At 70.2% G+C, this 23112-nt stretch carries 28 protein-coding genes and 1 tRNA gene; 11 read left to right on the top strand and 18 right to left on the bottom strand.

All coding sequences use genetic code 11. From position 1 onward, the window contains the following. Positions 1-64: 64 nt before the first annotated feature. Positions 65-448 carry a hypothetical protein gene (locus ACLZOT_RS37705; RefSeq protein WP_416973653.1) on the top strand — a complete coding sequence of 128 codons (384 nt, stop codon included), beginning with the start codon at positions 65-67 and terminating at the stop codon, positions 446-448. A 2-nt stretch (positions 449-450) separates the two neighbouring features. Here the strand turns inward: ACLZOT_RS37705 and ACLZOT_RS37700 are convergent, their stop codons facing one another. The 3 genes from ACLZOT_RS37700 to ACLZOT_RS37690 are packed head-to-tail and all read right to left on the bottom strand — an operon-like array spanning position 451 to position 1927. Further along, positions 451-837 carry a barstar family protein gene (locus tag ACLZOT_RS37700; RefSeq protein ID WP_416973652.1) on the bottom strand — a complete coding sequence of 129 codons (387 nt, stop codon included), beginning with the start codon at positions 835-837 and terminating at the stop codon, positions 451-453. Continuing rightward, entirely contained in the window at positions 834-1103 is a 270-nt protein-coding gene (locus ACLZOT_RS37695; protein WP_416973651.1) for a DUF397 domain-containing protein, read from the bottom strand. Before ACLZOT_RS37695 ends, ACLZOT_RS37700 begins: the two co-directional genes overlap by 4 nt. Beyond that, the gene (locus ACLZOT_RS37690; protein ID WP_416973650.1) at positions 1085-1927 is read right to left on the bottom strand and encodes a helix-turn-helix domain-containing protein; all 843 of its coding nucleotides are present in this window, start codon (positions 1925-1927) and stop codon (positions 1085-1087) included. Before ACLZOT_RS37690 ends, ACLZOT_RS37695 begins: the two co-directional genes overlap by 19 nt. Positions 1928-2093: 166 nt before the next feature. On the opposite strand from ACLZOT_RS37690, the gene ACLZOT_RS37685 reads away from it, so the two are divergent. Beyond that, on the top strand, positions 2094-2651 hold the full coding sequence (locus ACLZOT_RS37685) for a hypothetical protein (protein WP_416973649.1): 558 nt from the start codon (positions 2094-2096) through the stop codon (positions 2649-2651). Between the two features lie 57 nt (positions 2652-2708). Here the strand turns inward: ACLZOT_RS37685 and ACLZOT_RS37680 are convergent, their stop codons facing one another. The 6 genes from ACLZOT_RS37680 to upp form a co-directional block, all read right to left on the bottom strand. After that, positions 2709-3626 (bottom strand): RNA polymerase sigma factor SigF, encoded by a 918-nt coding sequence (locus ACLZOT_RS37680; RefSeq protein WP_109363962.1) that lies wholly within the window; start codon positions 3624-3626, stop codon positions 2709-2711. 285 nt (positions 3627-3911) lie between these two features. After that, positions 3912-4769 carry an RNA polymerase sigma factor SigF gene (locus tag ACLZOT_RS37675; RefSeq protein ID WP_416973648.1) on the bottom strand — a complete coding sequence of 286 codons (858 nt, stop codon included), beginning with the start codon at positions 4767-4769 and terminating at the stop codon, positions 3912-3914. 131 nt (positions 4770-4900) lie between these two features. Beyond that, on the bottom strand, positions 4901-5194 hold the full coding sequence (locus ACLZOT_RS37670; protein ID WP_416973647.1) for a Dabb family protein: 294 nt from the start codon (positions 5192-5194) through the stop codon (positions 4901-4903). 25 nt (positions 5195-5219) lie between these two features. After that, positions 5220-5396: a hypothetical protein gene (locus ACLZOT_RS37665; RefSeq protein ID WP_010352277.1), complete on the bottom strand. Its 177-nt coding sequence runs from the start codon at positions 5394-5396 to the stop codon at positions 5220-5222. A gap of 154 nt (positions 5397-5550) precedes the next feature. Continuing rightward, entirely contained in the window at positions 5551-5805 is a 255-nt protein-coding gene (locus ACLZOT_RS37660) for a hypothetical protein (RefSeq protein WP_416973646.1), read from the bottom strand. Positions 5806-5935: 130 nt separating this feature from the next. Next, positions 5936-6571 (bottom strand): uracil phosphoribosyltransferase, encoded by a 636-nt coding sequence (gene upp, locus ACLZOT_RS37655; protein ID WP_416973645.1) that lies wholly within the window; start codon positions 6569-6571, stop codon positions 5936-5938. A gap of 102 nt (positions 6572-6673) precedes the next feature. On the opposite strand from upp, the gene ACLZOT_RS37650 reads away from it, so the two are divergent. The 4 genes from ACLZOT_RS37650 (at position 6674) to ACLZOT_RS37635 (ending at position 8289) form a co-directional block, all read left to right on the top strand. Beyond that, a complete protein-coding gene (locus tag ACLZOT_RS37650; RefSeq protein WP_416973644.1) occupies positions 6674-6847 on the top strand; it encodes a hypothetical protein in 174 nt (57 codons plus the stop codon). A gap of 336 nt (positions 6848-7183) precedes the next feature. After that, positions 7184-7699, top strand: a complete 516-nt coding sequence (locus ACLZOT_RS37645; protein ID WP_416973643.1) for a hypothetical protein — start codon at positions 7184-7186, stop codon at positions 7697-7699. 35 nt (positions 7700-7734) lie between these two features. After that, positions 7735-8160, top strand: coding sequence for a tRNA adenosine(34) deaminase TadA (gene tadA / locus ACLZOT_RS37640; RefSeq protein WP_416973642.1), 426 nt, complete (start codon positions 7735-7737; stop codon positions 8158-8160). A gap of 44 nt (positions 8161-8204) precedes the next feature. Next, positions 8205-8289: transfer RNA gene (locus ACLZOT_RS37635), tRNA-Ser, on the top strand. Positions 8290-8441: 152 nt separating this feature from the next. Here ACLZOT_RS37635 and ACLZOT_RS37630 read toward each other — a convergent pair. Beyond that, positions 8442-9056, bottom strand: coding sequence for a LytR C-terminal domain-containing protein (locus ACLZOT_RS37630; RefSeq protein ID WP_416973695.1), 615 nt, complete (start codon positions 9054-9056; stop codon positions 8442-8444). Between the two features lie 135 nt (positions 9057-9191). Further along, on the bottom strand, positions 9192-9488 hold the full coding sequence (locus ACLZOT_RS37625; RefSeq protein WP_010352268.1) for a type II toxin-antitoxin system VapB family antitoxin: 297 nt from the start codon (positions 9486-9488) through the stop codon (positions 9192-9194). A 106-nt stretch (positions 9489-9594) separates the two neighbouring features. On the opposite strand from ACLZOT_RS37625, the gene ACLZOT_RS37620 reads away from it, so the two are divergent. Continuing rightward, positions 9595-11127, top strand: coding sequence for a helicase HerA-like domain-containing protein (locus ACLZOT_RS37620; RefSeq protein WP_416973641.1), 1533 nt, complete (start codon positions 9595-9597; stop codon positions 11125-11127). 223 nt (positions 11128-11350) lie between these two features. On the opposite strand, the gene ACLZOT_RS37615 is transcribed toward ACLZOT_RS37620, so the two are convergent. The 3 genes from ACLZOT_RS37615 to ACLZOT_RS37605 form a co-directional block, all read right to left on the bottom strand. Further along, positions 11351-11599 carry a hypothetical protein gene (locus tag ACLZOT_RS37615; RefSeq protein ID WP_416973640.1) on the bottom strand — a complete coding sequence of 83 codons (249 nt, stop codon included), beginning with the start codon at positions 11597-11599 and terminating at the stop codon, positions 11351-11353. 136 nt (positions 11600-11735) lie between these two features. Next, positions 11736-12314 carry an HhH-GPD-type base excision DNA repair protein gene (locus ACLZOT_RS37610; protein WP_416973639.1) on the bottom strand — a complete coding sequence of 193 codons (579 nt, stop codon included), beginning with the start codon at positions 12312-12314 and terminating at the stop codon, positions 11736-11738. A 24-nt stretch (positions 12315-12338) separates the two neighbouring features. Continuing rightward, complete coding sequence (locus ACLZOT_RS37605) at positions 12339-13034, bottom strand: siderophore-interacting protein (protein ID WP_416973638.1); 696 nt, start codon at positions 13032-13034, stop codon at positions 12339-12341. A gap of 78 nt (positions 13035-13112) precedes the next feature. Between ACLZOT_RS37605 and ACLZOT_RS37600 the strand changes: the two genes are divergently transcribed. The 4 genes from ACLZOT_RS37600 (at position 13113) to ACLZOT_RS37585 (ending at position 18409) form a co-directional block, all read left to right on the top strand. After that, positions 13113-15206, top strand: coding sequence for a penicillin acylase family protein (locus tag ACLZOT_RS37600; RefSeq protein WP_416973637.1), 2094 nt, complete (start codon positions 13113-13115; stop codon positions 15204-15206). Further along, positions 15206-15781 (top strand): GNAT family N-acetyltransferase, encoded by a 576-nt coding sequence (locus ACLZOT_RS37595; RefSeq protein WP_416973636.1) that lies wholly within the window; start codon positions 15206-15208, stop codon positions 15779-15781. Before ACLZOT_RS37600 ends, ACLZOT_RS37595 begins: the two co-directional genes overlap by 1 nt. Beyond that, positions 15778-16245: a cupin domain-containing protein gene (locus tag ACLZOT_RS37590; RefSeq protein WP_416973635.1), complete on the top strand. Its 468-nt coding sequence runs from the start codon at positions 15778-15780 to the stop codon at positions 16243-16245. The genes ACLZOT_RS37595 and ACLZOT_RS37590 overlap by 4 nt, the downstream gene beginning before the upstream one ends. Positions 16246-16348: 103 nt before the next feature. Further along, the gene (locus tag ACLZOT_RS37585; RefSeq protein WP_416973634.1) at positions 16349-18409 is read left to right on the top strand and encodes a copper resistance protein CopC; all 2061 of its coding nucleotides are present in this window, start codon (positions 16349-16351) and stop codon (positions 18407-18409) included. 180 nt (positions 18410-18589) lie between these two features. Here the strand turns inward: ACLZOT_RS37585 and ACLZOT_RS37580 are convergent, their stop codons facing one another. The 4 genes from ACLZOT_RS37580 to ACLZOT_RS37565 all read right to left on the bottom strand — a co-directional run bounded on the left by ACLZOT_RS37580 (position 18590) and on the right by ACLZOT_RS37565 (position 22953). Continuing rightward, positions 18590-19462: a phosphorothioated DNA-binding restriction endonuclease gene (locus tag ACLZOT_RS37580; RefSeq protein WP_416973633.1), complete on the bottom strand. Its 873-nt coding sequence runs from the start codon at positions 19460-19462 to the stop codon at positions 18590-18592. A gap of 26 nt (positions 19463-19488) precedes the next feature. Further along, on the bottom strand, positions 19489-19968 hold the full coding sequence (locus ACLZOT_RS37575; RefSeq protein ID WP_416973632.1) for a GtrA family protein: 480 nt from the start codon (positions 19966-19968) through the stop codon (positions 19489-19491). A 188-nt stretch (positions 19969-20156) separates the two neighbouring features. Next, the gene (locus tag ACLZOT_RS37570) at positions 20157-21635 is read right to left on the bottom strand and encodes an MFS transporter (protein WP_416973631.1); all 1479 of its coding nucleotides are present in this window, start codon (positions 21633-21635) and stop codon (positions 20157-20159) included. A 124-nt stretch (positions 21636-21759) separates the two neighbouring features. Beyond that, positions 21760-22953: a sensor histidine kinase gene (locus ACLZOT_RS37565; protein ID WP_416973630.1), complete on the bottom strand. Its 1194-nt coding sequence runs from the start codon at positions 22951-22953 to the stop codon at positions 21760-21762. Positions 22954-23112 lie beyond the last annotated feature (159 nt).

Here is a 23112-nt window from a genome sequence, read left to right as displayed (position 1 = left end):
GACTACTGGGACAAGTACCGTCCAGGTCGATCGGGCTCGCCGTTTCTGGCCCCACCTCACGGAGTTGACGTTCGTGGAGGTGGAGGCGTGCGCGTATCTGGCCGACGGGACACGGCAGTTCGACGCGATCTACTCGACGTGGGGTGCGGTGTGGTTCACCGACCCCGACGAGCTGTTCCCCCTCGTACGGCAACGCCTCGCGCCCGGCGGCACGTTCGCGTTCTCGCACCGGGAGCCGGTCGCCGGTCAGTACGGCGCGCAGCGGATAGGTGGGAGGTGGCTGGAGGGCAGGGAGGGTGAACTGACCGTGCGTCGTTGGCAGTACAGCGCCGAACAGTGGTCGGACATCCTGAAACGGCACGGGTTCACTGACGTGAGGGCGAGGGTGTGGCCGAACAGGGAGGTGGGAGCCTTGGGGACGCTGATCGTCACCGCCCGGCTGTCCTGACCTCACCGCAGGAGCAGTACCCCGGGTGCCTGGGTCTCGAAGATCGCCACCAGCCAGTCGTACACGGTGTCGCCCCGCCCCTCCCGCGCCGCCGTGAGGTCCGCGCTGACGGAGGGGCGGTTCGTGGGGTGGCAGCGGGCGAGGCGGAGTTCCAGTTGGCGGGCCGTCTCCGGGTATCCCAAGTGCTCGCGGGATACGTCGTGTTGGTGCCACTCGATGACGTAGTCGCCGTCGTCGGGCGTACCGAAGCCGCCGCGCAGGCAGTCGACGAGGGCGTCGAGGTTGCGGCCGAAGTATCCGCCGGGTCCGTTGACGGCTTCGCCGAGGTGGTGCCAGAAGTCGTCGAGGGTGTGGATCCGGGTGCCGTCGAGGACGTAGGTGTGGGTCACTTGACGGAGTCGACGAAGGTGTTCCAGGAGGCGGCGGTGAAGAGGAGGGCGCCGAGGGAGGGGTCTTTGCTGTCGCGGACGGGGACGAGGGAGGGGAGGTTGGGGGCGAATTCGAGGCACTCGCCGCCGGTGGAGTTGCTGTAACTGCTCTTGCGCCAGTCGGCCGTGTTCAGCAGGTCGGCGGAGACTTCGAGGCAGTCGCCGCCGGTGGAGTTGCTGTAACTGCTCTTGCGCCACGAGGCGTTGGTCAGGTCGACGGATCGCACGGTACTTCCTCCAACAGCCGCAAGATGAACGCGCGTGACTCGGCAGGCGTCTGCGCCAGGTCGCACACGGCATCATATGCACGGAGGAGGTACTCGGCCTTGCTCGTTTCTTCGACCAGGTCGCCGTCCAGGTCGTTTTCCGTGTAGGCGACGATCCTCCCGTCCAGGAGCCGCAGGAACATCACGTCGGTGGTGTTCAAGCCGTGCAACCCCGTACCGAACGGCAGCACTCGGATGGTGACGTTCGGGAGGTCGGACGCTTCCACCAGCCGCTCCAACTGTTCGCGCCACGCGGCCGGATCACGCAGCGAATTCCGGAGCGACGCCTCGGAGAGGACCGCACGGAAAACGGGCGGGTCCTCTCCTTCCAGGATGGACTGGCGGCCTATGCGGGCTTCGACCTGCTGCTCCAATTCCTCGCCCACGAAGCCACCCGCCGCGAGCGCCTCCCGCGCGTACGTCTCCGTCTGAAGCAACCCCGGCAGCCGGGTGAGGCAGAACTTCGACAAGGCAACCGCCTTCGCCTCGTACTCCATGTACGGCCGGTACTGCGGCCTGAACTGCTTCTTGTCCGCCGCCGCCAACTCCCACAACGTCAAGATGAACGGCGTCGTCCCATAGAACGTGTCCAGCCCCATCGCAACCTGCGGACTTCCGATCGTCGCCCCGCTCTCCAACCTGCTCAACAGCGACTGATCCCACCCCAGTTGTCGGGCCAGCTCCCTGAAGCTCAGCCCCCTCCCCTCCCGCAACTCCTTGATGACCTCCCGGAACCGTTCCCTCGGCTCCTGGCTCATCCCCGTGATCGGCAGCCTCCGTGGCATCCGTCCCCTCCATCCCGCGTGGTGCATGAACGCGCTCCGTGGTGCACCAAACCTGATTCGCCCCGTACGACCACCGTCCGTAGGCCATCCTCGTACTACCCAGGAATACGCAGAGTATTACAACTGCCGCATTCCGTACAGAACTTGGGCGAAAGGACAGAAACCGATGGAACCCGGAACCCTCCTCTACGACCCCACCCTCGACAAGTTCGGCGAATACCAGGCCCACCTCGGCAAGTACGCCATGCTCCGCCCCGTCGGCGGCGGCACCGAGTGGCAGGCCGACCCCGCCACCCTGCGCCCGGCGACGGACAAGGAGCGCATGAGCGCCGGCGTGAAGGCCGCGAACCACCTCACCCGCAACGACCCCGCGAAGAACCCCCCGTTGGAGCCGGCGATCGACCTCAGCGCACCCCCGCGCCCGTACCCCAACTGCGCGACCTGCGACGAACTCGCCACCCTCCGCAGGACGGCCCACAAGAGCGGCGACTACAGGCGCGGCCACGGACGCGAACGTCCTCCTGCGCCGCCACCACGCCCAGGCCCACCCCAAGGCCCCCACGGAGTGACGTACCGCCCGCACCCCAGCCAGATCACCCAGGTCCCCCCGAGCTACGCCACACCCCCACCCAAACTCCCCCGCTACACCCCGACGTTGTGGACGATCGTCCTCACCGCGACGAACGTCATCGTCCTCGTCGCCGCGACCGTCACCCGCGTCTGAAACACAGCAAGGCCGCCGAAGGAACCCCTCGGCGGCCAACTGCCCTGCAAAAAACCGTCAGTCGGAGATGAGCCCGTCCCGAAGCTGCGCCAACGTCCGCGTGAGCAGCCGGGAGACGTGCATCTGCGAGATCCCGACCTCTTCCCCGATCTGCGACTGCGTCATGTTCGCGAAGAAGCGAAGCATGATGATCCGCCGCTCACGGGGCGGCAGTTTGGCCAGCAGCGGCTTGAGGGACTCCCGGTACTCGACCCCTTCGAGGGCCGTGTCCTCGTACCCGAGCCGATCCGCCAACGACCCTTCGCCACCGTCGTCTTCGGGCGCAGGCGAGTCCAAGGACGAAGCCGTGTACGCGTTCCCGACGGCGAGGCCATCGACGACGTCCTCCTCCGACACCCCCAGAACCGCGGCGAGTTCGGGCACGGTCGGCGACCGGTCGAGCCGCTGGGACAGCTCGTCGCTGGCCTTGGTGAGAGCGAGACGCAGCTCCTGAAGCCGCCGAGGCACGCGGACGGACCAGGACGTGTCCCGGAAGAACCGCTTGATCTCGCCGACGACGGTGGGCATCGCGAAGGTCGGAAACTCGACCCCACGCTCACAGTCGAACCGGTCGATCGCCTTGATCAGCCCGATCGTGCCGACCTGGACGATGTCCTCCATCGGCTCGTTGCGCGACCGGAACCGCGCCGCCGCGTACCGAACGAGCGGCAGGTTCAGCTCGATCAGCGTGTCACGGACGTACGCCCGCTCAGGGCTGTCCTCGTCGAGCGCGGCGAGCCGCAGGAACAGGGAGCGGGACAGGGTCCGGGTGTCGATCGCCTCCGTGGGGGCGGGAAGCGCCGGAGCCGGTCCGGCGGTGAGTGCCGGGACGTCGGCCGTGACGTCGTCGAGCGGGTCCGGCTCGGCGGGCACGGCGGGCGCGGACGCGCTCTTCGCGAGCGTGAGCACCTTCGAGCTGCCCTGGTCTGCGGACATGCCACCCCCTTTGGGTCGCGGGACGGTCGTGGCCGGCACTCCGGGCGGAACGTCGGCCTTCACCTGAATACCGGAGCCGAAGCCTCGGCAAACGCGCTTCCGGCAGAATGTCACATGTCGGCAACACGCTGTAGTGACATGTCGACATGTGACTAACGAAACAGCCCTGCACAGACGGTGTATGACGAGGTCTCAGCCCGATTCGGCCCCAAAAGGGCCGGAGGGCCGATTCGCCCGCGACGGTGACGTATCGATCCTGCTTACGATTCCCCGAACGCCGGGTGCCTACGCCTCGATCCGGTTCGCGGACCGCAGCCGCTGGAAGGACCGGGCGAGCAGCCGGGAGACGTGCATCTGCGAGACCCCCAGCTCGGCGCTGATCTGCGACTGGGTCAGATTGCTGTAGTAACGCAGCAACAGGATCCGCTGCTCCCGCTCCGGCAGCTGCACGAGCAGGTGGCGGACGAGATCGCGGTGCTCGACGCCGTCCAGCGCGGGATCCTCGTACCCGATCCGATCCAGCAGCCCCGGCAGCCCGTCGCCCTCCTGGGCGGCCTCCAGGGAGGTCGCGTGGTACGAGCGGCCGGCCTCGATGCAGGACAGGACCTCGTCCTCCCCGATCCTGAGCCGCTCGGCGATCTCGGCGGTCGTGGGGGTGCGGCCGTACGCGGTCGTCAGATCCTCCGTCGCGCCGTTCACCTGCACCCACAGCTCGTGCAGGCGGCGGGGTACGTGGACGGTGCGGACGTTGTCGCGGAAGTACCGCTTGATCTCGCCGACGACCGTCGGCATCGCGAAGGTCGGGAACTGGACGCCCCGGTCGGGGTCGAAGCGGTCGATCGCGTTGATCAGACCGATCGTCCCGACCTGGACGACGTCCTCCATCGGCTCGTTGCGGGAGCGAAAGCGCGCGGCGGCGTAGCGCACGAGCGGGAGATTCGCCTCGATGAGCGCCGTACGCACCCGGCGGTGCTCCGGCGTACCCGGCGGCAGCTCCTTGAGCTGGCCGAAGAGGACGGTCGTCAGGGCCCGGGTGTCCGCGCCCCGGCGCTGCTTCTCGGAGAGCTCCGGAACCGTTTCCTCAACTGCCTCGGGCGCGGTCTCCTGGGGTGGCGCAGTACTGGCCGACACGGTCAACGCCACCTCATCATCCGTCGTTCATCCGTCAAAAGCGGTCATAGCATCACAAGACATCACCACTGTGTGCAAGCACCGCATTACGCCGTGTTGAGGGATGAACAACGCTTTTCGGAAGGCGCAGTCGGAAGGCGCAGTCAGAAGGTGTAGTCGGCGACGACCCACGTCGCGAACTCGCGCCACAGCGCCACGCCCGCCTGGTGCGCGGGGTGCTCGATGTACCGCTTCAGCGCGTCCGCGTCCGCGAACGACGAGTTGATCGCGAAGTCGTACGCGATCGGCCGGTCGGAGAGGTTCCAGCCGAGTTCCCAGAACTCGACGTCCTCGATCTGCCCGGGCAGCGCCCGGAACGCGGCCTCCCCGGCCACCACGCGCTCGTCCTCGCGCGTCACACCGTCGTTGAGCTTGAACAGGACCAGATGCCGGATCACGGGGTCTCCCACCGGGACAGGGCGGCTACTTGGCCCCGTCGGCGAGCCACGTGAAGAAGTCCCCGATGGCCTTCGCCGCGTTGGATATGCCCTCGAACCCTAGCTGGACGTAGTCCGCCGCCCTGGCCGGGTCCGTGATGATCACGTACAGCACGAACACCACGAGCACGTAGACGGCGATCTTCTTGGCTTGCACCGCCACCGCGCCTCCCCTGCGACTTGGATCCCCCTGGCTGCCGGGCGTGAGTGTAGCTTTCGCGCCGAGCATTTCATCGTATTGACCGTACGGGCGGGGGAATTGACCAAGTTCTCAACAGGTCCGACACGTGCGAAGAGCGCCGCCGTGACGGCGCTTCTCAGACGTGTGGGGCTGCGGCGTCGTCCCAAGGGTTCACCAGCGTGACGATCTGCGCGTCGGCGGTGGCGATTGGCCGGCCGAGCCTCTCCCGGGCCAGGACGATGTCCGCCCTGCGCTTGCCGTCCGGCAGCCGGCGTACGCCGGACCACAGCTCCGCAGCAGCCACCGCGGCCGCCGAGCGCGGCGCATCCTGCCGGGCGGGCAGCTCCAGCTCCTCCCCGCCGAGCCCGGCGAATCGCTCGCGGATGCGCATGCAGGCCGCGCGGCACGGCCGGTCGTCGGAGGCCGAGGTGCGTGCGATTCTCAGCGAGCAGCTCGCGCCCGACAGCTCCTCCCGCCCACTGGGATCCCGCAGCCGCGCGTGGGTCGTCCGGGAGACGCCGCTACTCCGCCGCCCCGTACAACCGGTCCCCCGCGTCCCCCAACCCCGGCACGATGTAGCCCTGTTCGTTCAGGTGGTCGTCGACCGCCGCGGTCACGACCGTGACCGGCGTGCCCGCCAGTTCGCGTTCCATGACCTCGACGCCCTCGGGGGCCGCGAGGAGGACGACCGCGGTGACGTCGTCCGCGCCCCGGCGGATCAGTTCGCGGATCGCCGCCACCAGCGTGCCGCCCGTGGCCAGCATGGGGTCGAGGACGTAGACCTGGCGGCCGGAGAGGTCCTCCGGCATGCGGGTGGCGTAGGTGGACGCCTCCAGGGTCTCCTCGTTGCGGATCATGCCGAGGAAGCCGACCTCCGCCGTGGGCAGGAGGCGGACCATGCCGTCGAGCATGCCGAGGCCCGCACGGAGGATGGGGACGACGAGGGGGCGGGGGTGGGAGAGCTTCACGCCGGTCGTTTCCGTGACCGGGGTGACGATGTCGACCTGTTCCGTACGTACGTCCCGGGTCGCCTCGTAGGCGAGGAGGGTGACCAGTTCGTCGGCGAGGCGGCGGAAGGTCGCGGAGTCCGTGCGCTGGTCGCGCAGCGTGGTGAGCTTGTGAGCGACCAGGGGGTGGTCGACGACGTGGAGACGCATACGTCCAGATTAACCGGGCCCCACCCGCCGGTCGCTCTGGCGTCGGACCCCCGAACAGGTGGACAGTGGGGATGACCGACTTGAACCGGGGTGGTGTGAACTGTGCCGGAAAGCGAAGAAGAGCCTACGGAGAGCCCGGCGGACCGGCGTCGGCGCCGGGCCCGCTTCCTGCGGGAGCTGGCGGAGGCGCGGGAGCTGCGGGACCGGGTCCAGCCGAGGAGGGCGAAGGCGGCACGCCTGCGGCACGCGATGCGCATGCGGACGTTCCGCTGGTGACACCCCCGCGCCCCCTTCGTACCCCTCTTCACCCCCGCCTTCGTCCCCCTGAGGTAAAGATCACCGCTGGGTCGGCGCTCTCAAGGCCCGCCCGTGCTCTGCCAGATGGCAAAGCCGCGTACGATCCGCTGGTGGCGGGAGCGAGTGCGCTGGTGGGGTCGTGGGGATCCGCGATCAAAATGCCGGACACAGGGTGTCGAAGACGTCCCCTGGAGCGCTTGTTTCTGCCACGATTCCGAGTGGGTGGGGCCCGGAGCCCACGCTCTTGACCCACCCGAAGACCTCCGCCGGGGGGACCCCCAACCGGCACACCTTTGACCATCTGGGAGAGTCACGGTGTACTTCGCCGCACTGCTCGCGCGCACCGAAGACGGGTGGGAAGCGAGCGACACAGAGCTCGACGACGTGGAGACCCTGTCGGATCTCGCCGACCTGGCCCGCGAGTCGTCCGTGGACGACGACACGGTCCTCGTACTCATCGAGCAGGAGGACGCCTGGTTCAGCGTCGTCCGCGTGGACGGCGAGGACGATCCCCGCGTCTACGTCTCGGACGCCGCGGTGGCCGCCCGCAGTTCGTACGGCGAACTCCTGCTCGCCGACCTGCTCGCCAAGGATTCCGACGACGACCTGGACGCCCTCGACCTGGACGGCACCGAGGACGGCGAGGAGAACGCGGACGACGACGAGGAGGATCCGTCCGCCGAGGCCGTCCCGCACGGCCCCGTCGGCGACCCCCGCCTCCTCGACGACCTCGGCATCTCCGAGAAGCAGCTCCAGTCCTACGACAGCGACGCGCTCGGCGAGATCGCCGACGCGCTGGGCGCGACGGAGATGCTGGAAGCCGTCCGCTGACCCCCGACCCCGTACGCGACCCCTGGCAGCCCGCGATGCGGCTCGCCCTCGCCGAGGCGGGGCGGGCCGGCCGGGACGTCCCCGTCGGCGCCGTGGTCCTCGGCCCGGACGGTACGACGGTGCTGGCCGCGGCGCACAACGAGCGTGAGGCGACCGGCGATCCGACCGCGCACGCGGAGGTGCTGGCGCTGCGCCGGGCGGCGTCGGCGCTGGGTGAGTGGCGGCTCGTCGACTGCACGCTGGTCGTCACCCTGGAGCCGTGCGTGATGTGTGCCGGCGCGCTGGTGCAGTCCCGGGTCGACCGGGTGGTGTACGGCGCCCGGGACGACAAGGCGGGTGCGGTGGGGTCGGTCTGGGACGTCGTCCGGGACCGGCGTCTCAATCACCGTCCCGAGGTGATCGGCGAGGTGCTCGCGGAGGCGTGCTCGACCCTGCTGACCAGCTTCTTCCGGGGCCGGTGATACCGATTTCCGAGCAGCGGACCCTGTGCTGTAAGGTCTCTCTCGGTAGCGTGTCCGAGCGGCCGAAGGAGCTCGCCTCGAAAGCGAGTGTGGCGCAAGTCACCGAGGGTTCAAATCCCTCCGCTACCGCAGATTGACGAAGGGTCCGGCTCGATGAGCCGGACCCTTCGTGCATCTCCGTCTCAGTTGGGCCGTTTGGGTTCGGCCCCTGGCTGGGCCGATGTCGGTGCGTGTTGAGCGCGCCATGTTGTGATCAGGCGTGCCTTAATACCCGCGCCCGCTCAACAGCCCTTCTTCGTCTCCCCGGTTGCCGCCTTCGGGGCGTTCAGTGCGGTGAGGGCCTTGGTCGCGTCGGCCGGTGTGGCCAGGGACTTGAAGGCGTTGCCGATGATGAGGTCCACGGAGGCGTCCTTGCGGGCCGCGTCCATCCGGCGCTGGGCGCCGGGGAGTTGGACCCCGAGGACGGGCAGCGAGGTTCCGGACGCGGTGGGCAGGCCCACCAACACCCCGGTCCCGGCGACCTTCTTGTCGAACTGGGCGGGCGCGTTCCCGACCTGCCCCACCTTGAACCCACGCTTCTTCAGCTCGTCGGCGGTGGTCTTCGCGAGCCCGCTGCGGGTGGTGGCGTTGAAGACGTTCACGGTGATCTGCGCGGGCTTCGGGAGGACGACGGCCGGCCCGGCACTGGCGGTCGCCTTCTTCGGCGCGCACTCGCCGGAGGCGGCCGCAGCGGTCCCGCCCCCACCGGTGAAGACGTCCACGAGCTGCATGGTTCCCCACCCCGCAACCCCGAGAACGGCCCCGCACGCGACGACGACCACAACGAGCCGTCCACGCCGCCGAGACCGCCGCATACGCGGGTACTTGTCGCCTGTGATGCGGTACTTGCCGCCCATGCCGGGGGGAGTCAGCATGCTCATGGGCGCAGCGTAGTGCTCCAGCGCGCCCGTGACTAATAAACGATCATCCGACATCGCCCGGTCGCACGGATTGCACCCGAAAGGGTCAACCCGGCCACCCGGCGGGCCGCGTCACTCCAGTTCGAGGACGCGCGCGTGCAGCACCTGACGCTGCTGCAACGCGGCCCGCACCGCCCGGTGCAGCCCGTCCTCCAGATACAGATCGCCCTGCCACTTCACGACATGCGCGAAGAGGTCGCCGTAGAACGTCGAGTCCTCGGCGAGCAGAGTCTCCAGATCGAGCTGCTGCTTCGTGGTCACGAGCTGATCGAGGCGGACCGGACGAGGTGCGACGTCCGCCCACTGCCGGGTGCTCTCCCGGCCGTGGTCGGGGTACGGCCGGCCGTTTCCGATGCGCTTGAAGATCACACGGAAAGCCTACCGGCCCAGACCTTCCGGGCGCAGCCACGGCGGCGGAGTGCGACGCTGCAAATAACGTCAGGTACCGAGGCAAACCGGGAACGAGGGACAGGCGATGAGTACGCAGCCACAGTCGCCGGACGCGAACGGGCCGACCCCGGCCGAGGTGACGGAGATCGCCGAGGGGTACGCCTTCACGGGCCCCGCGCTCGATCTGGGCGCCCTCCTCTGGGAGAACACGCCCCACCCCGGTGCCCCCGTCCGCATCCCCCTGCCCGTCCTCAACCGCCACGGCCTGGTCGCCGGCGCGACGGGCACCGGCAAGACGAAGACCCTCCAGCTCATCGCCGAACAGCTCTCCGCACAGGGCGTCCCGGTCTTCCTCGCGGACGTGAAGGGCGACCTCTCGGGCATCTCGGCCCCGGGGGAGCCCGGCGAGAGGGTGCGGGCCAGGGCGGTGGAGGTCGGCCAGAACTGGACCCCCGCCGGCTTCCCCGCGGACTTCTACGCCCTCGGCGGCATCGGCCACGGCATCCCCGTACGCGCCACGATCACCAGCTTCGGCCCGGTCCTGCTCTCCAAGGTGCTCCAGCTGAACCCCACCCAGGAGCAGTCCCTCGGCCTGATCTTCCACTACGCCGACAGCAAGGGCCTCGAACTCCTCGATCTCAAGGACCTCCGCGCGGTGGTCGCCTTCCTCGCCTCGGCCGAGGGCAAGGCGGAACTCACGACGATCGGCGGCCTCTCCACGGCGACCGCGGGCGTGATCCTGCGTTCCCTGACCGCCTTCGAGGCCCAGGGCATGTCCGACTTCTTCGGCGAACCCGAATTCGACACGGCCGATTTCCTACGGCTGTCCCCCGACGGCCGGGGAATCGTCTCCGTCCTGGAACTCCCCGCGATCCAGGACAAACCCCAGCTTTTCTCCACTTTCCTGATGTGGCTGCTGGCCGACCTCTTCCACGACCTCCCGGAGATCGGCGACGCGGACAAACCCGAACTCGTCTTCTTCTTCGACGAGGCCCACCTCCTCTTCAACGGCGCCTCGAAAGCGTTCCTCGACTCCATCACCCAGACCGTCCGCCTCATCCGCTCCAAGGGAGTCGGCGTCTTCTTCGTCACCCAGACCCCCAAGGACGTCCCCGCCGACGTCCTCGCCCAGCTCGGCAACCGCGTCCAGCACGCTCTGCGCGCCTTCACCCCGGACGACCAGAAAGCGCTGAAAGCGACCGTCAAGACGTTCCCGAATTCCGCGTACGACCTTGAGGAACTCCTGACGTCCCTGGGAACGGGCGAGGCGGTCGTCACCGTCCTCAGCGAGAAGGGGGCACCGACGCCGGTCGCGGCGACCCGATTGCGGGCGCCGGAATCACTGATGGGCCCGATCGACACGGCGGCCCTGGACCAGGCGGTCACGTCGTCCCCGCTCCACGAACGTTATGCACAGGCTGTGGACAGGGAATCGGCGTACGAGAAACTCCAGCGCCGCCCGGCGCCGACACCGGAGCCTCAGCCTCGGGAGGAGAAGTCGATGGCGGAACAAGTCGTAGGGAGCAGCATGTTCAAATCCCTGGCCCGCTCGATCGGCACGCAATTGGGCCGGGAGATCACGCGTTCCCTCTTCGGTACGGCTCGTAGAAGGCGTTGAGAAAGGGTGACGGGTTCTTCCACCCGCCACCCTTCTTATTCAGCGATTCTGCTCAGCCTGCGACTGGGGCAGCTGCTCGTTCTCCGTCCGCTTCTCCTGGACCGGCGCCGCACGCCGGGCTTCCGCGCGCAGCAGAGCACGCAAAACCGCGTAAGGATCTGTGGGCATGACGTGTTTCCTCGTTCTGCGTGAAGGGTGAGGGGGTTTCTCGAACACGCCCTCATCAGCACCGCAGAACCACACACCGCACGGAGGAGACACCGAAGGGAATCACCGGGAATTCACGCGGCTTGTGGACCGTCCCGACGTCAACCCTGGGAGCCGACGCCGGCCGCACCGCCTTCACGGCCCGCTCGGCAGGCGCCGCGCTCGGCCTCAGGCCGCTGTCGACGACGTCGTACTCGACGCTCTCCACGGCCATCGCCACACACGGCACCGCACAGGCTTCCCCCGGCACCAGCAACGCGAGCACCACAACCAACGTCCGCAGCCAGAGCCGCGAGCGCGAAAGAAGCCGTGCACCACTCACACAACGGGGATGCCCAAGGCGCGCGGGGGACGAGTCATAAGGCGGGGGAATTCAACCCGTTCGGGTGAGTGATAGGAACTCAGGACCCCTTGGCGGCCCGCTTTTTCTCCTGCTTATATGCCCGAACCTTGGCCAAAGAGTCCTCGCCCGTAATATCCGCGACGGAACGGAAAACCTTGGCCTCCCCATAACTCCCCGCAGCCTCCCGCCACCCCTTGGGCCGAACTCCGAGCTGCTTTCCCAGCAGGGCCAGAAAAATCTGGGCCTTCTGTTTCCCGAACCCCGGCAACCCCTCCAGCCGCTTCAACAACTCACCCCCACTCCCGACACCTTCCCAAACAGCCTCCGCCTTCCCGTCGTAGTGCTCGACGAGGTACTGGCAGAGCTGCTGCACACGCTTGGCCATCGACCCCGGATACCGATGCACCGCAGGCTTCTCGGACAGCAGCGCGGCGAACCGCTCGGGATCCGTCCCGGCGATCTCCCGCGCGTCGAGATCGTCCACACCCAGCCGGTCCGCGATGGTCCGGGGCCCCTTGAAGGCCCACTCCATCGGCACCTGCTGATCCAGCAGCATGCCCACCAGCGCCGCGAGAGCCGACCGCCCGAGGAGCTCGTCGGCCTCCGGGTCCTGTGCGAGATGCAGGGTCACGTCCATGCCCCGATGATCCCGCCGAACCGCTCACCCCGCGCGCCAGTACCCCAGCGCGTGCACCCGCTCCTTGGCGACCCCGAGGTCCTTGCGGACGTACGAGGCGAGCGCGCGGGTCGTCCGCGTGTCGCAGGCGATCCACACGTACGGCGCCGGCGTCGCCGCGAGGACCTCCGGCAGCTCGCCCTTGACCCGCTCGACCAACTCCCCGCGCGGCACCCGCCGTACGCCGTGCCGGAACGGCAACTCCGCCTCCCCGCCCTCGAACCAGACCGTCGACTCCACCGACCCCATCGAGTCGAGCAGGGAGTTGATCGCGGGCAGGGAAGCGGGATCGCCGATCGCGAGGACATGCGTGGGGACGGGTACGGGGCTCTCGAAGCCGGTGCCCTGCACGGTCGCCTCGATCGTGTCGCCCGCCTTCGCCCCGCGCGCCCAGTCGCTCGCGGCACCTTCGTGCAACGCGAACTCCAGGGTGAACGCCCCGCCCGCGGGGTCGGGATCGACCAGCGTGTACGCCCGCTGGTGAGGGCGCCCGGCGTTGCGGAACCACAGGCGCACCCACATCGTCGGGTGCACGGCGTTCGCGGCGAGCAGCCCGCCGTCCGTGACCCGTATACGCCGGTACTCCGCGCTGACCTGCTCGTTGTCCGTCACCGTGAGGGTGAAGTCCTTCGCCCGCATCAGCTTGAGGACCGCGCCTTCCCAGCCCCGCCCCTGCGCCATACCGCCTTCACCCCTCACGTACACTTCCGTCACATCTGACTTAGGCAAGGCTAACCTAAAACTCAGGGGCTGCACAGAATGACCACCGAGACGTACCGCGACGCATGGGGCGTCCCCCACCTCCGCGCCACCACGGCCACCGCGCTGGCCCACGCCCAGGGGCTGATCACCGCCCGGGACCGGGCCTGGCAGCTGGAGGTGGAGCGGCACAGGGCGCAGGGGACGTCCGCGGCGTTCCTGGGGGCGGAGGCGTTGTCGTGGGACGTGTTCGCGCGGCGGGTGCGGCTGGAGGACACGGCGCGAAGATGCTTCGAGCGGCTGGAGGGGGTGGATCCGGAGACGGCGGGGTGGGTGCGGGCTTATGTGGAGGGGGTCAATGAGGGGTTGGGGGTCGGCGGGGGTGCGAGAGCGGATGGTGTGGGAGCGGGCGTCGGTCCCGGATCTCCCCTCCCCGCCCCCGAGTTCGAGCGGGTCGGTCTCCTCCCCGGGGCCTGGGCGCCCTGGACGCCCCTCGCCGTCTGGCTCTCCGTGCACATCCTGTTCGCCGGGTTCCCGGCGAAGCTGTGGCGGGAGGAGGCGGCGCGGCAACTCGGGGACGACGCGCTGCCGCTGTTCGCGACCGACGGGCCGGCCACGTCCGGGAGCAACGGGTGGCTGCTGGACGGGAGCCGGACGGTCAGCGGGGGCGCGCTGATCGCGGGGGATCCGCACCGGTTCATCGAGGAGCCCGGCATCTACCAGCAAGTCCGCCTCGCCTGCGAGGAGTTCGACGTCGTCGGCCTGGCCGTCCCCGGCGTACCCGGCATCGCGCACTTCGGGCACACCGGGACCGTCGCGTGGGCGATCACGAACGCGATGGCCGACTACCAGGACCTGTACAGGGAGCGGCTGCGGCGGACCGGCGCCGGGGTGGAGGCGCTGGACCCGGACGGGGTGTGGCGAAGGGTCCACCGGCATACGGAAGTCGTCGAGGTCGCGGGCGAAACCCCCGTGGAGATCGAGGTGTTGGAGACACCCCGGGGCCCGGTCGTCGCCGGCGGTCCCGAAGGGCTGGACGACGCGACCCCGTTGGCGCTGAGCCTGCGGTATCCGCCGCGTGTCACGGGGGAGTTGGGGTTCGGCACACTCCTCAAGCTGCTGCGGGCCCGCGACGTGGACGACGTGGACGCGGCCCTCGACACCTGGTGCGAACCGGTGAACGTCGTCCAGGCCGCCGACACCGCCGGAGGCACCCTGCACCGGGTCGCGGGCCGGGTCCCCGTCCGCGCGGAGGCCAACCGTGTCCGCCTGGTCCCGGCCTGGGAACCCGGCCACGAGTGGACGGGCTGGCACGAGATGCCCCGCGCCGAACTCACCGACGGCATCGCGGTGATGGCCAACCAGCGCGGCCCGGCAAGGGAGTTGGGCGTCGAGTTCGCCCCCGCCCACCGCGCCGACCGCATCAGGGAACTCCTCCAGGAGCGCGAGAAGTGGACGCCGGAGGAGATCGGCGTGATCCACCTGGACACGCAACTCGCCTCAGCAGGACCCCTGTTGGGGAGGGTGGCGGCACTGAAGGACCTCGCCCCGGAAGCGGCGACCCTCAGGGACCGCCTCCTGCGCTGGAACCGCCGCATGGACGCGTCCAGCACGGACGCCGCCGCGTACGCCGCCCTCCGCACCGAGGTCGTCCGCGCCCTCGCCGCCCACCCCGCGTTCGCCGGCCTCACGACCCCGCCCGCCTACCCCGACGTCCTCCTCCCCTGGCTCGCCCTCACCCCCCGGATCGGCTTCGCCCTCGAACACCTGCTGCGCGCCGAGGAGTTGGCCGGGCCTCTGGCGGAAATCGACCGCGACACCGTCGTACGGGAAGCCCTGGAGGCCGTCGCCGGCCGCCCCGCGCGGACGTGGGGCGACACCCACCGCCTCACCCCCTGGCGCGCGCTGCCCGACGACACGTACGAACCGCCCCCGCTCTCCGGCGACCACGACTGCGTGCTGTGCACCTCCGCGGTCCCCGGTGTCACGGACCGCGCGGCGCGGGGGCCGGTGGCGCGGTACGTCTGGGACCTCGCCGACCGGCGCCGCAGCCGCTGGATCGTCCCGCACGGCGACCAACTCCCCTTGTGGCTCAAGGGAGATCTCGCCCCCGTGGAGACCGACTGGAACCGTCTGCACAAGGAGCAGCGCTGATGTACGTCCATGAACAGCCCGTCCCCGGCTTCGGCACGGTCCGGATCCGCCCCCTCGACCCCGAGGCGGACGCCCGCACGATCCACCCCTGGGTCACGGACCAACGCGCCGGGTTCTGGGGCATGAACGGCCTCACCGAACCCCAAGTCACCGAGATCTACGCCCACATGGCGACCCTGGACACCCACCACGCCTTCCTCGCCGAACTGGAGGGGACCGCGGTGGCCCTCTTCCAGCTCTACGACCCGGCGGCCGACCGGGTCGGCGAGTGCTACGACGTCCAGCCGGGCGACGCGGGCGTCCACGTCCTGCTGGCCCCCGGAGCGCGGCGACCCGGCTGGTCGGCGGCCCTGTTGGGGACGTACGCGGCGTACGTGTTCGGGACCCTCGGCCGGCGGCGGGTCGTCGTCGACCCCGACCCCCGCAACGAGAAGGCCGTCGCCCGCTTCCTCCGCCAGGGCTTCGTACCCGGCCCGGTCGTCACGCTCCCCGAAGTGGACCTCCCGGACGTGCACCTGCCCGCGAAACAGGCCCAACTGGCGTTCCTGACCCGGGAGGTAGCGTTCCCCGGGTGACCCCGGACGAGCTGATCTCCCACTACTCCCTGGAGCCGATCCCCCGCGAGGGCGGCCTCTTCCACCGCACCTGGACCGGCCCCCCGGCCCCGGACGGCCGCCCCACCGGCACGGCGATCGTCGCCCTCCTGCGCGCCGACGAGTACTCCGCCCTGCACCGCCTCCCCCACGACGAGACCTGGCACCACTACCTCGGCGCCCCCCTGGAGATGCTCCTCCTCGCGCCGGACGGCTCGTCGCGTACGGCGGTGCTGGGGCCGGACGTCCTCGACGGGCAGGCCGTCCAGCTCACCGTGCCCGCGCGCACCTGGATGGGCGCACGGCCGCTCGGCGGGTGGACGCTCTTCGGCTGCACGATGGCGCCGGGATTCACCTATGAGGAGTACGAGCACGGGGAACTCGGCCCGCTCACGGAGCGTTACCCATCTCAAGCGGAGCGTATTGCTGGGTTGTGCAGGAGGTAAGGGGGGATTGCCGGTGGGGCAAGAGATGAGCGGGGGCGGGGCCGGAGCCGTACGTAAAGGGAGGTATGGACTCAGGGGGCCGTTCGGAGGCGGAGTGAACGACGTGGGTGAGATACGCCAGTCTGCGGTACGGCGGGCGGAGGTACGGCGGGCGGTGGTGCTGCTCGGCACCCTGCTGGTCCTGCTGCTGTTCGGATCGGCCGGTACGGCCTCGGCGCACGCGGCGCTGGCCGGCACCGACCCGGCCGACGGGAGCGTCGTGGCGACCGTCCCCGGCGAGGTCACCCTCAGATTCACCGAGTCCGTGGGGCTCCTGGACGACTCGATCCGCGTCCTCAACCCCGAGAACAAGCGGGTGAAGACCGGCAAGGCGAGCCATGTGCCCGGCCGTTCGGACGCCGTGCGCGTCACGATGCCGGCCGACGCGGGCACCGGCACGTTCACCGTCGCCTGGCGCGTCGTCTCCGCCGACAGCCACCCCGTCTCCGGCGCCTTCACGTTCTCCATCGGCAAGCCGTCCCCGACGCTGGCGCCCCTCTCGGCTGGCCCTGTGGAGAACCCCACCACCAACAGCGTCTACACACTGACCCGTTACGTCGCGTACGTCGCCGCCGCGCTGCTCATCGGGACGGCCGTCTTCATCGCCGTCTGCCGGCCGCCGGACACGCGCGCGCTGCGGCGGCCGCTGCGGGTGGGGGGCTGGACCCTCGCCGGGGCGACCGTCCTCCTCTTCTTCCTGCGCGGGCCCTACGAGACCGGGGCCGGGCTCGTGGAGGTCTTCGACCCGTCCTCGCTGTCCCGGACCCTCACCTCGCGTCCCGGGCTCGCGCTGCTGGCCCGGCTGCTGCTCCTCGGCGTCCTCGCGCTGCTCATGTGGCAGAAGTGGTGGTCCAAGAAGGCCACGCTCTCCGCGGGCGCCGTCACCATCGTCGGCCTCGCGCTGACCTGGGCCGCCGCCGAGCACGCGTCCGCGGGCATCCAGGTGCCGGTCGCGATGACCTCCACGGTGCTTCATCTCCTGTCCATGGCCGTATGGTTGGGGGGTCTCACCTCCCTGTTCTCCGTGCTGAACCGGAGTTCTGTTCCGGTGCCCGCGCGGGTGATCATTGCCTTCTCCCGAACCGCCGCGACCTGTGTGGTCGTCCTTGTGGTGACGGGTGTCTACCAGTCCTGGCGAGGGCTCGGCTCGCTCTCCGCGCTCACCGAGTCCTCCTACGGACGGATCCTGCTCGCGAAGCTGGCGGCTGTCGTGGTGCTGCTGGCGGTCGGGGCGTGGTCACGGGGGGCCGTGAGGCGGTTGCAGGCAGCCGAGAGCGACAGTGACACGAGGGGAAGCGCGGTGAGCAGTGCGGTGACTTCTGCGGTGGCGGTGCGGGAGCGGGTGGCGGAGACGGTGGGGGCCGGTGGGTCTGGGGCGGACTCGGTGTCGAGGTCGGGCGGGGTGTCCGCGCTGGACTCGGGGTCGAGGTCCGGTGGGGTGACGGAGTTGGACAGGGGGTCCGGGGCGGGTGTGCCGGACGGGCTGGACACGGTGGCGGAGTCGGGTGGAGCGGCGGGGGCGGACACGGAGTCGGGTGCCGGGACGGATGGCGCGAAGGCGCTGCCGCTCTCGCCGGTGTCGTTCACGTCCCGCCTCGAACCCGAGGAGTTGACCCCGGCGGAGGACGCGCAGCGCCGGGCCCTGCGGCGGTCCGTCCTGCTGGAGGTCGTCGTCTCGGTGATCGTCCTGGTCATCACGACCGTCCTCACCGGCACGCTGCCCGGGCGGGCGGAGGCCGAGGCGGCGACGACGTCCAGCGCGGAGGCCGGTGTCCTCGCGACGTCCGTGACCCGCGTGCCCTTCAGCGTCACGTCCCCCGGCGTCAAGGCGCAGGGCACCGTCCAGGTCACCCTCAACCCCGGCAGGGTCGGCCCCAACTCCCTCGAAGCGGTCGTCTACGCGGCCGACGGCGGCTTCGCCACCGTCCCCGAACTCCGCATCTCCTTCAGCCTCGACGCCCAGGACATCGGCCCCCTCGACGCGAAACTCGTCAACCGCGGGGGTTACTGGGCCGCCGACTCCCTCGCCCTCCCCATCGCCGGGGAGTGGACGATGCGCGTCACCGTCCGGGTCTCGGAGGTCGACCAGGTGAGCGTGGAGGAGAAGGTGCGGATCGAGAGGTGAGGAAGCCGGGACAAGGCTGACGGGGTGGGCCCATTCGACTGAGCCGCGCTCCAACGGCCCTCCTCCGACGCCGGGTTCGGGGTCGGAGGAGGGCCGTTGGACACATCCGGCGCCGCCGAAACCGTACGGAGCCCGCACCTCACCACCTCTGGCGTTCGCCTGCCCCCTCAGTGCGCCCTCTCAAGCCGCCGTTCGGAACACCTGTGTCATGTGCCATTCGCGGTGCGGCGTCGAGATGTGGGGCGCGTCCGGGCGCGGCGTGCGGATGGGGTGGTCGGAGAGGGAGGTGACGTGGGTGTGGGAGGCGGGGGTCGTGCCGGTGTAGAGGGGGGAGACCAGGATGCGGTGGGTGGGGGAGATGCCCAGGACGCCCTTGTCGAAGAGTTTGTGATGGAGGGCGCACAGGCACAGGGCGTTGTCGATCGTGTCGGGCCCGGCGAAGGCCCACCAGCGGACGTGGGCCGCCTCAAGCCCGACGGGACGGGAACCGAGGGCGCCGTCGTAGCCGCAGAACGCGCACTGGTGGTCGTACGCGGCGAGGACCGACTCCCGGATGCGGGGGTCTCGTTGCCGGCGTTTCGTGAGGGCGTAGGCGGCGAGGGGGTCGAGGTCCAGGCCCACCGCCTCGCACAACTCCGCGTGCAGCGACGGCGGAAAGTGCCGCTCCAGGATCAACCGGGTGAGCTGCCAGAGGAGTTCGGGCCGGCGCCGCAGGTCGGAGCGGAGTTCGAGCGCGAGCCGCCCCGTCGCGCCGGACTCCTTCAGCTTCCCGACCCCGCTGCCGGGACTGCCGTCCCCGAGGTCGGTGCTGACCTCCCAGACGCCGTCGCTGGTGAGGTGGTGGAAGGGGTAGGAGGGGGAGGTCGCGCGGGCGGGCCCGTACTCGGCGAGGAGGTTCTTCAAGTCCCCTTCCACGGCGGTGTACTTGAGCCCTTCCCCGGCGTCCCGCTGGTACCGCCCGAGCGCGTACAGCAGGAGGAGGGGCTTGTGCGGCGCCCGCACCCCTTGCCGCGTCCACTGCCGCAGCTCCGTCACCCGTTCGAGCCAGTCCATGAGCCCGAGGCTATGGCACCACGGGGCTACGACAGCGCCGGCAGCACACCCCCACCCGTCAGCGCCGGCACCTGCACCCGACCCCGCCGAGCCTCCCGCCCCGCGAAGACGAACAGCCGCAGTACGAGGAACCGCCCGATCCCGGCGAGCCCGGAGGCGCTGAGGTACACGACCTGCTCGGTCAGCATGCCCGGCGAGGACTGCACCGCGTGCAGCACCAGCACCGCGACGCTGGTCACGACGTACGCCGCGGCCGCCGACCCCGCCGACTGCCAGTGCTGCCGCCACCCCGCGCGCCGCCCCGTACCGAACGTGAACCGCGCGTGCAGCTCGGTGCACAGCACGGTCGACACGACGGTGATGACCGCGTTGGCGACGACCCACGGCATCGACATCGCGACCAGCGGCACGGCGAGGCTGGACAGGACGCCGATGCCACCACCGCAGAGCACGAAGCGGAGGAAGGAGGCGAGGGGGCCGGTGGTGGGGGCCTGGTTCCGCTCCATGACTGCGCTCCTCACGGTCGTACGAAGCCGTACGGGGTTCGTTGCTTGACTTACTCAAGCATATTAGATTGCTTGAGTTACGCAAGCAATCTAAGGGTCGGGGAGGTATGACGTGGGTCACCTCTCCCCTGTCCGGAAAACGCAGAAGAGCCCGGGACCGTGTGGTCCCGGGCTCTTCTGCGCAGGCGTTACGCCTTGGCCCCCGCGGTGGCCGGCTCCGCCGGACTGTCACCGGCGGGCTGCCCACCGGCCGTGGCCCGCGCCTTCGGGATGAACGTCGCGAGCAGGAAGGCGACCAGCGCCGCGCCCGCCCCAATGGCCATGACCACCTTGAAGCCGCTCTCGGAGGGCAGCGCGTGGCCGCCGAAGTCCGTGGTCATCTGGGCGAGGATGACGCCCGCGATGGCGCTGGCGAACGAGGTGCCCAGGGACCGCATCAGCGTGTTGAGGCTGTTCGCCGCGCCCGTCTGGGACGGGTCGACCGCGCCCATGATCAGCGCGGGCAGCGCGCCGTAGGTGAAGCCGACGCCGGCGCCGATGATGCAGGAGACCAGGACCAGGTGCCAGATCTCGGACATCAGCAGGATGTTGAGCGCGTACCCGCCGGACACGATCAGCGCGCCGATCATCAGCGTGACCTTGGGGCCCTTGGCCTTCGTGACCTTCGCGGACAGCGCGGACATCACCATCATGACGAAGCCCTGCGGTGCGAGCACCAGGCCGACGGTCATCATCGACTCGCCGAGGCCGTAGCCGGTCTGCTCGGGCAGCTGGAGGAGCTGAGGCAGCACCAGCGACATCGCGAACATCGAGAAACCGAGCGCGATCGAGGCGAGGTTGGTGAACAGGACCTGGGTCTTCGCGGTGGTGCGCAGGTCGACGAGCGGCTGCTTCGCCTTCAGCTCCCACCAGCCCCAGGCCAGCAGGATGACGACGGCGGCGGCGCCGAGCCCCAGCGTCGTACCGGAGGTCCAGCCCCAGTCGGCGCCCTTCGACACGGCGAGCAGCAGCGAGACGAGCCCGGCGGACAGCCCCAGCGAGCCGACGAGGTCGAAACGGCCCCCGGCGCGGTTCTTCGACTCCGGTACGAACGTCGTGACCAGCAGGAACGAGACGACACCCAGCGCGGCGGACGTCCAGAAGAGGATGTGCCAGTCCCAGTTCTCCGCGATGAACGCGGCGATCGGCAGCCCGAGCGCGCCGCCGACGCCGAGCGAGGCGCTCATGACGGCGGTGGAGCCGGCGAGCTTCTCCGCCGGGACGGTGTCACGCAGGATGCTGATCCCGAGCGGGACGACGGCGGCGGACAGCCCTTGCAGGCCGCGACCGATGATCATCGGTACGAGGGAGTCGGCGAGCGCGCAGACCACCGAGCCGCTGACCAGCAGGACGATGCTGACGAGCAGCATCCGGCGCTTGCCGAACATGTCCCCGAGCCGCCCGACGACCGGCGTCGCCACGGCGGCGGCGAGCAGGGTCGCGGTGACCGCCCAGGCGGTGTCGGAGGCGGGGGCGTCCAGCAGCCTCGGCAGCTCCGGGACGATCGGGATGACCAGGGTCTGCATCAGCGAGACGACGATCCCGGCCAGCGCCAGCACCGCCACCACGGCGTTCGGCTTCGGCGGGGCGGATCCCGCCGAGGCGGGGCGGGTGAGTGCGTCGGACATGGCGGGGCCTCCGGGGGGTGGCGGGAGAGGGGGGATCGGTCCGGCAACAGGAGGTTGCTTGACTTACGCAATCATAAACAGGATTGCTTGAGTCACGCAAGCTAATTCTTGGAAGGTGGGGGTACTACGACTTGAGAGGTAGCTCCGCCACCACCTCGAACCCACCCCGAGGCCGGTACCCCGTACGTACCCGTCCCCCCACGGCACGAGCCCGCTCCCGCATCCCGACGAGGCCGTACCCCCCGCCTCCACCCCCGCCTCCCTCGGAGGTACTACCCGGGTAGCCCCCCTCGTCGACGACGGAGAGATCCAGCCGCCCGGGCAGATACGCGAGACGTACCCGCGCACTACCGGTAGCCGCGTGCTTCGTCACGTTCGTCAGCGCCTCCTGCACGATCCGGTACGCGGTGACGTCCGCGCCGGCCGGCAGGGGCCGCGGCTCCCCCTCGACGTCGACGGTCACCGCGAGCCCGGCGTCCCGGAACGACGCCGCGAGGTCGGGCAGACGGGCGACCCCGGGCACCTGCCCCGAGTCGGGACCGTCGTCCCCGGACTGCCTCAACAGCCCCACCGTCGCCTTGAGTTCACGCAGCGCCGACGCCGTCGTACCGGTCAGCGCGGCGACCGTCGCCGCCGCCTCCTCGGGCCGCGCCCGCATCGACCGCGCGACGGCGCCCGCCTGGAGGTTGGCGAGGACGAGGTGATGGGCGACGACGTCGTGCAGATCGCGCGCGATCCTGAGCCGCTCCTCGGTGACCCGCCGCCGCGCCTCCTCCTCCCGGGTCCGCTCGGCGTGCTCGGCGCGCTCCCGTTCGGCCGCCAGCCAGGCGCCGCGCAGCCGCGTCACCGTACCGAGGGAGGTGGGCAGCAGGAGCCACGCCGCGGGGCTGAGCACCTTGAGGACCAGGGGCTCGCCGGAGGGGCCGAGGAACAGTTCGGCGCAGGTGAGGACCCCGATGCCGGTGAACGCGAAGGTGTTCGCGGTCCGCCGGTCCGTGCGCACCGCCAGCGTGTGCAGCGCGACCATCAGCGGCGCCAGCAGCATCACCGAGAGCAGATAGCCGAGCGCCGACAGCACGGTCGTACACCCGAAGAGCACGGCGGTCGTCGCACGCGGCGCCCGCCGCCGACAGGGCAGCACGGCACACGCGACACCGGCCAGCAACAGGCCCGGCCAGAGCGGCAGTTCGGGATCCCGCCCGGGAAAGGCGACCTGGCTGCCGGGAAGGGCGCAGGCGAACAGGACGAGGGAGAGGGCGGCGTCGAGGAGCCGACGCCGCCGGGGCGGACCGGGCGGCTGTCTCAGGTGGTCGATCATGGAAGTGGGGTTCCTGTCGAACTGGGGCGGCCCCCCTACGGGAGTAGTACGCCCCCGGCGGAGCCGTGATGCGCCGCCGGACCCGGCGCGGAACGGGGGGTTGTTCCGCTGCCGGGTCCGACGTCTGCGCCGCTCCCCGTCCCCACGGGACACGGCGCT

Origin of the sequence: Streptomyces sp. 4F14 (assembly GCF_048159485.1) — a bacterium.
GTDB lineage: Bacteria > Actinomycetota > Actinomycetes > Streptomycetales > Streptomycetaceae > Streptomyces.
Note: the sequence above shows the minus strand (reverse complement) of the source record. Positions and strands in the feature narration are given on the sequence as shown.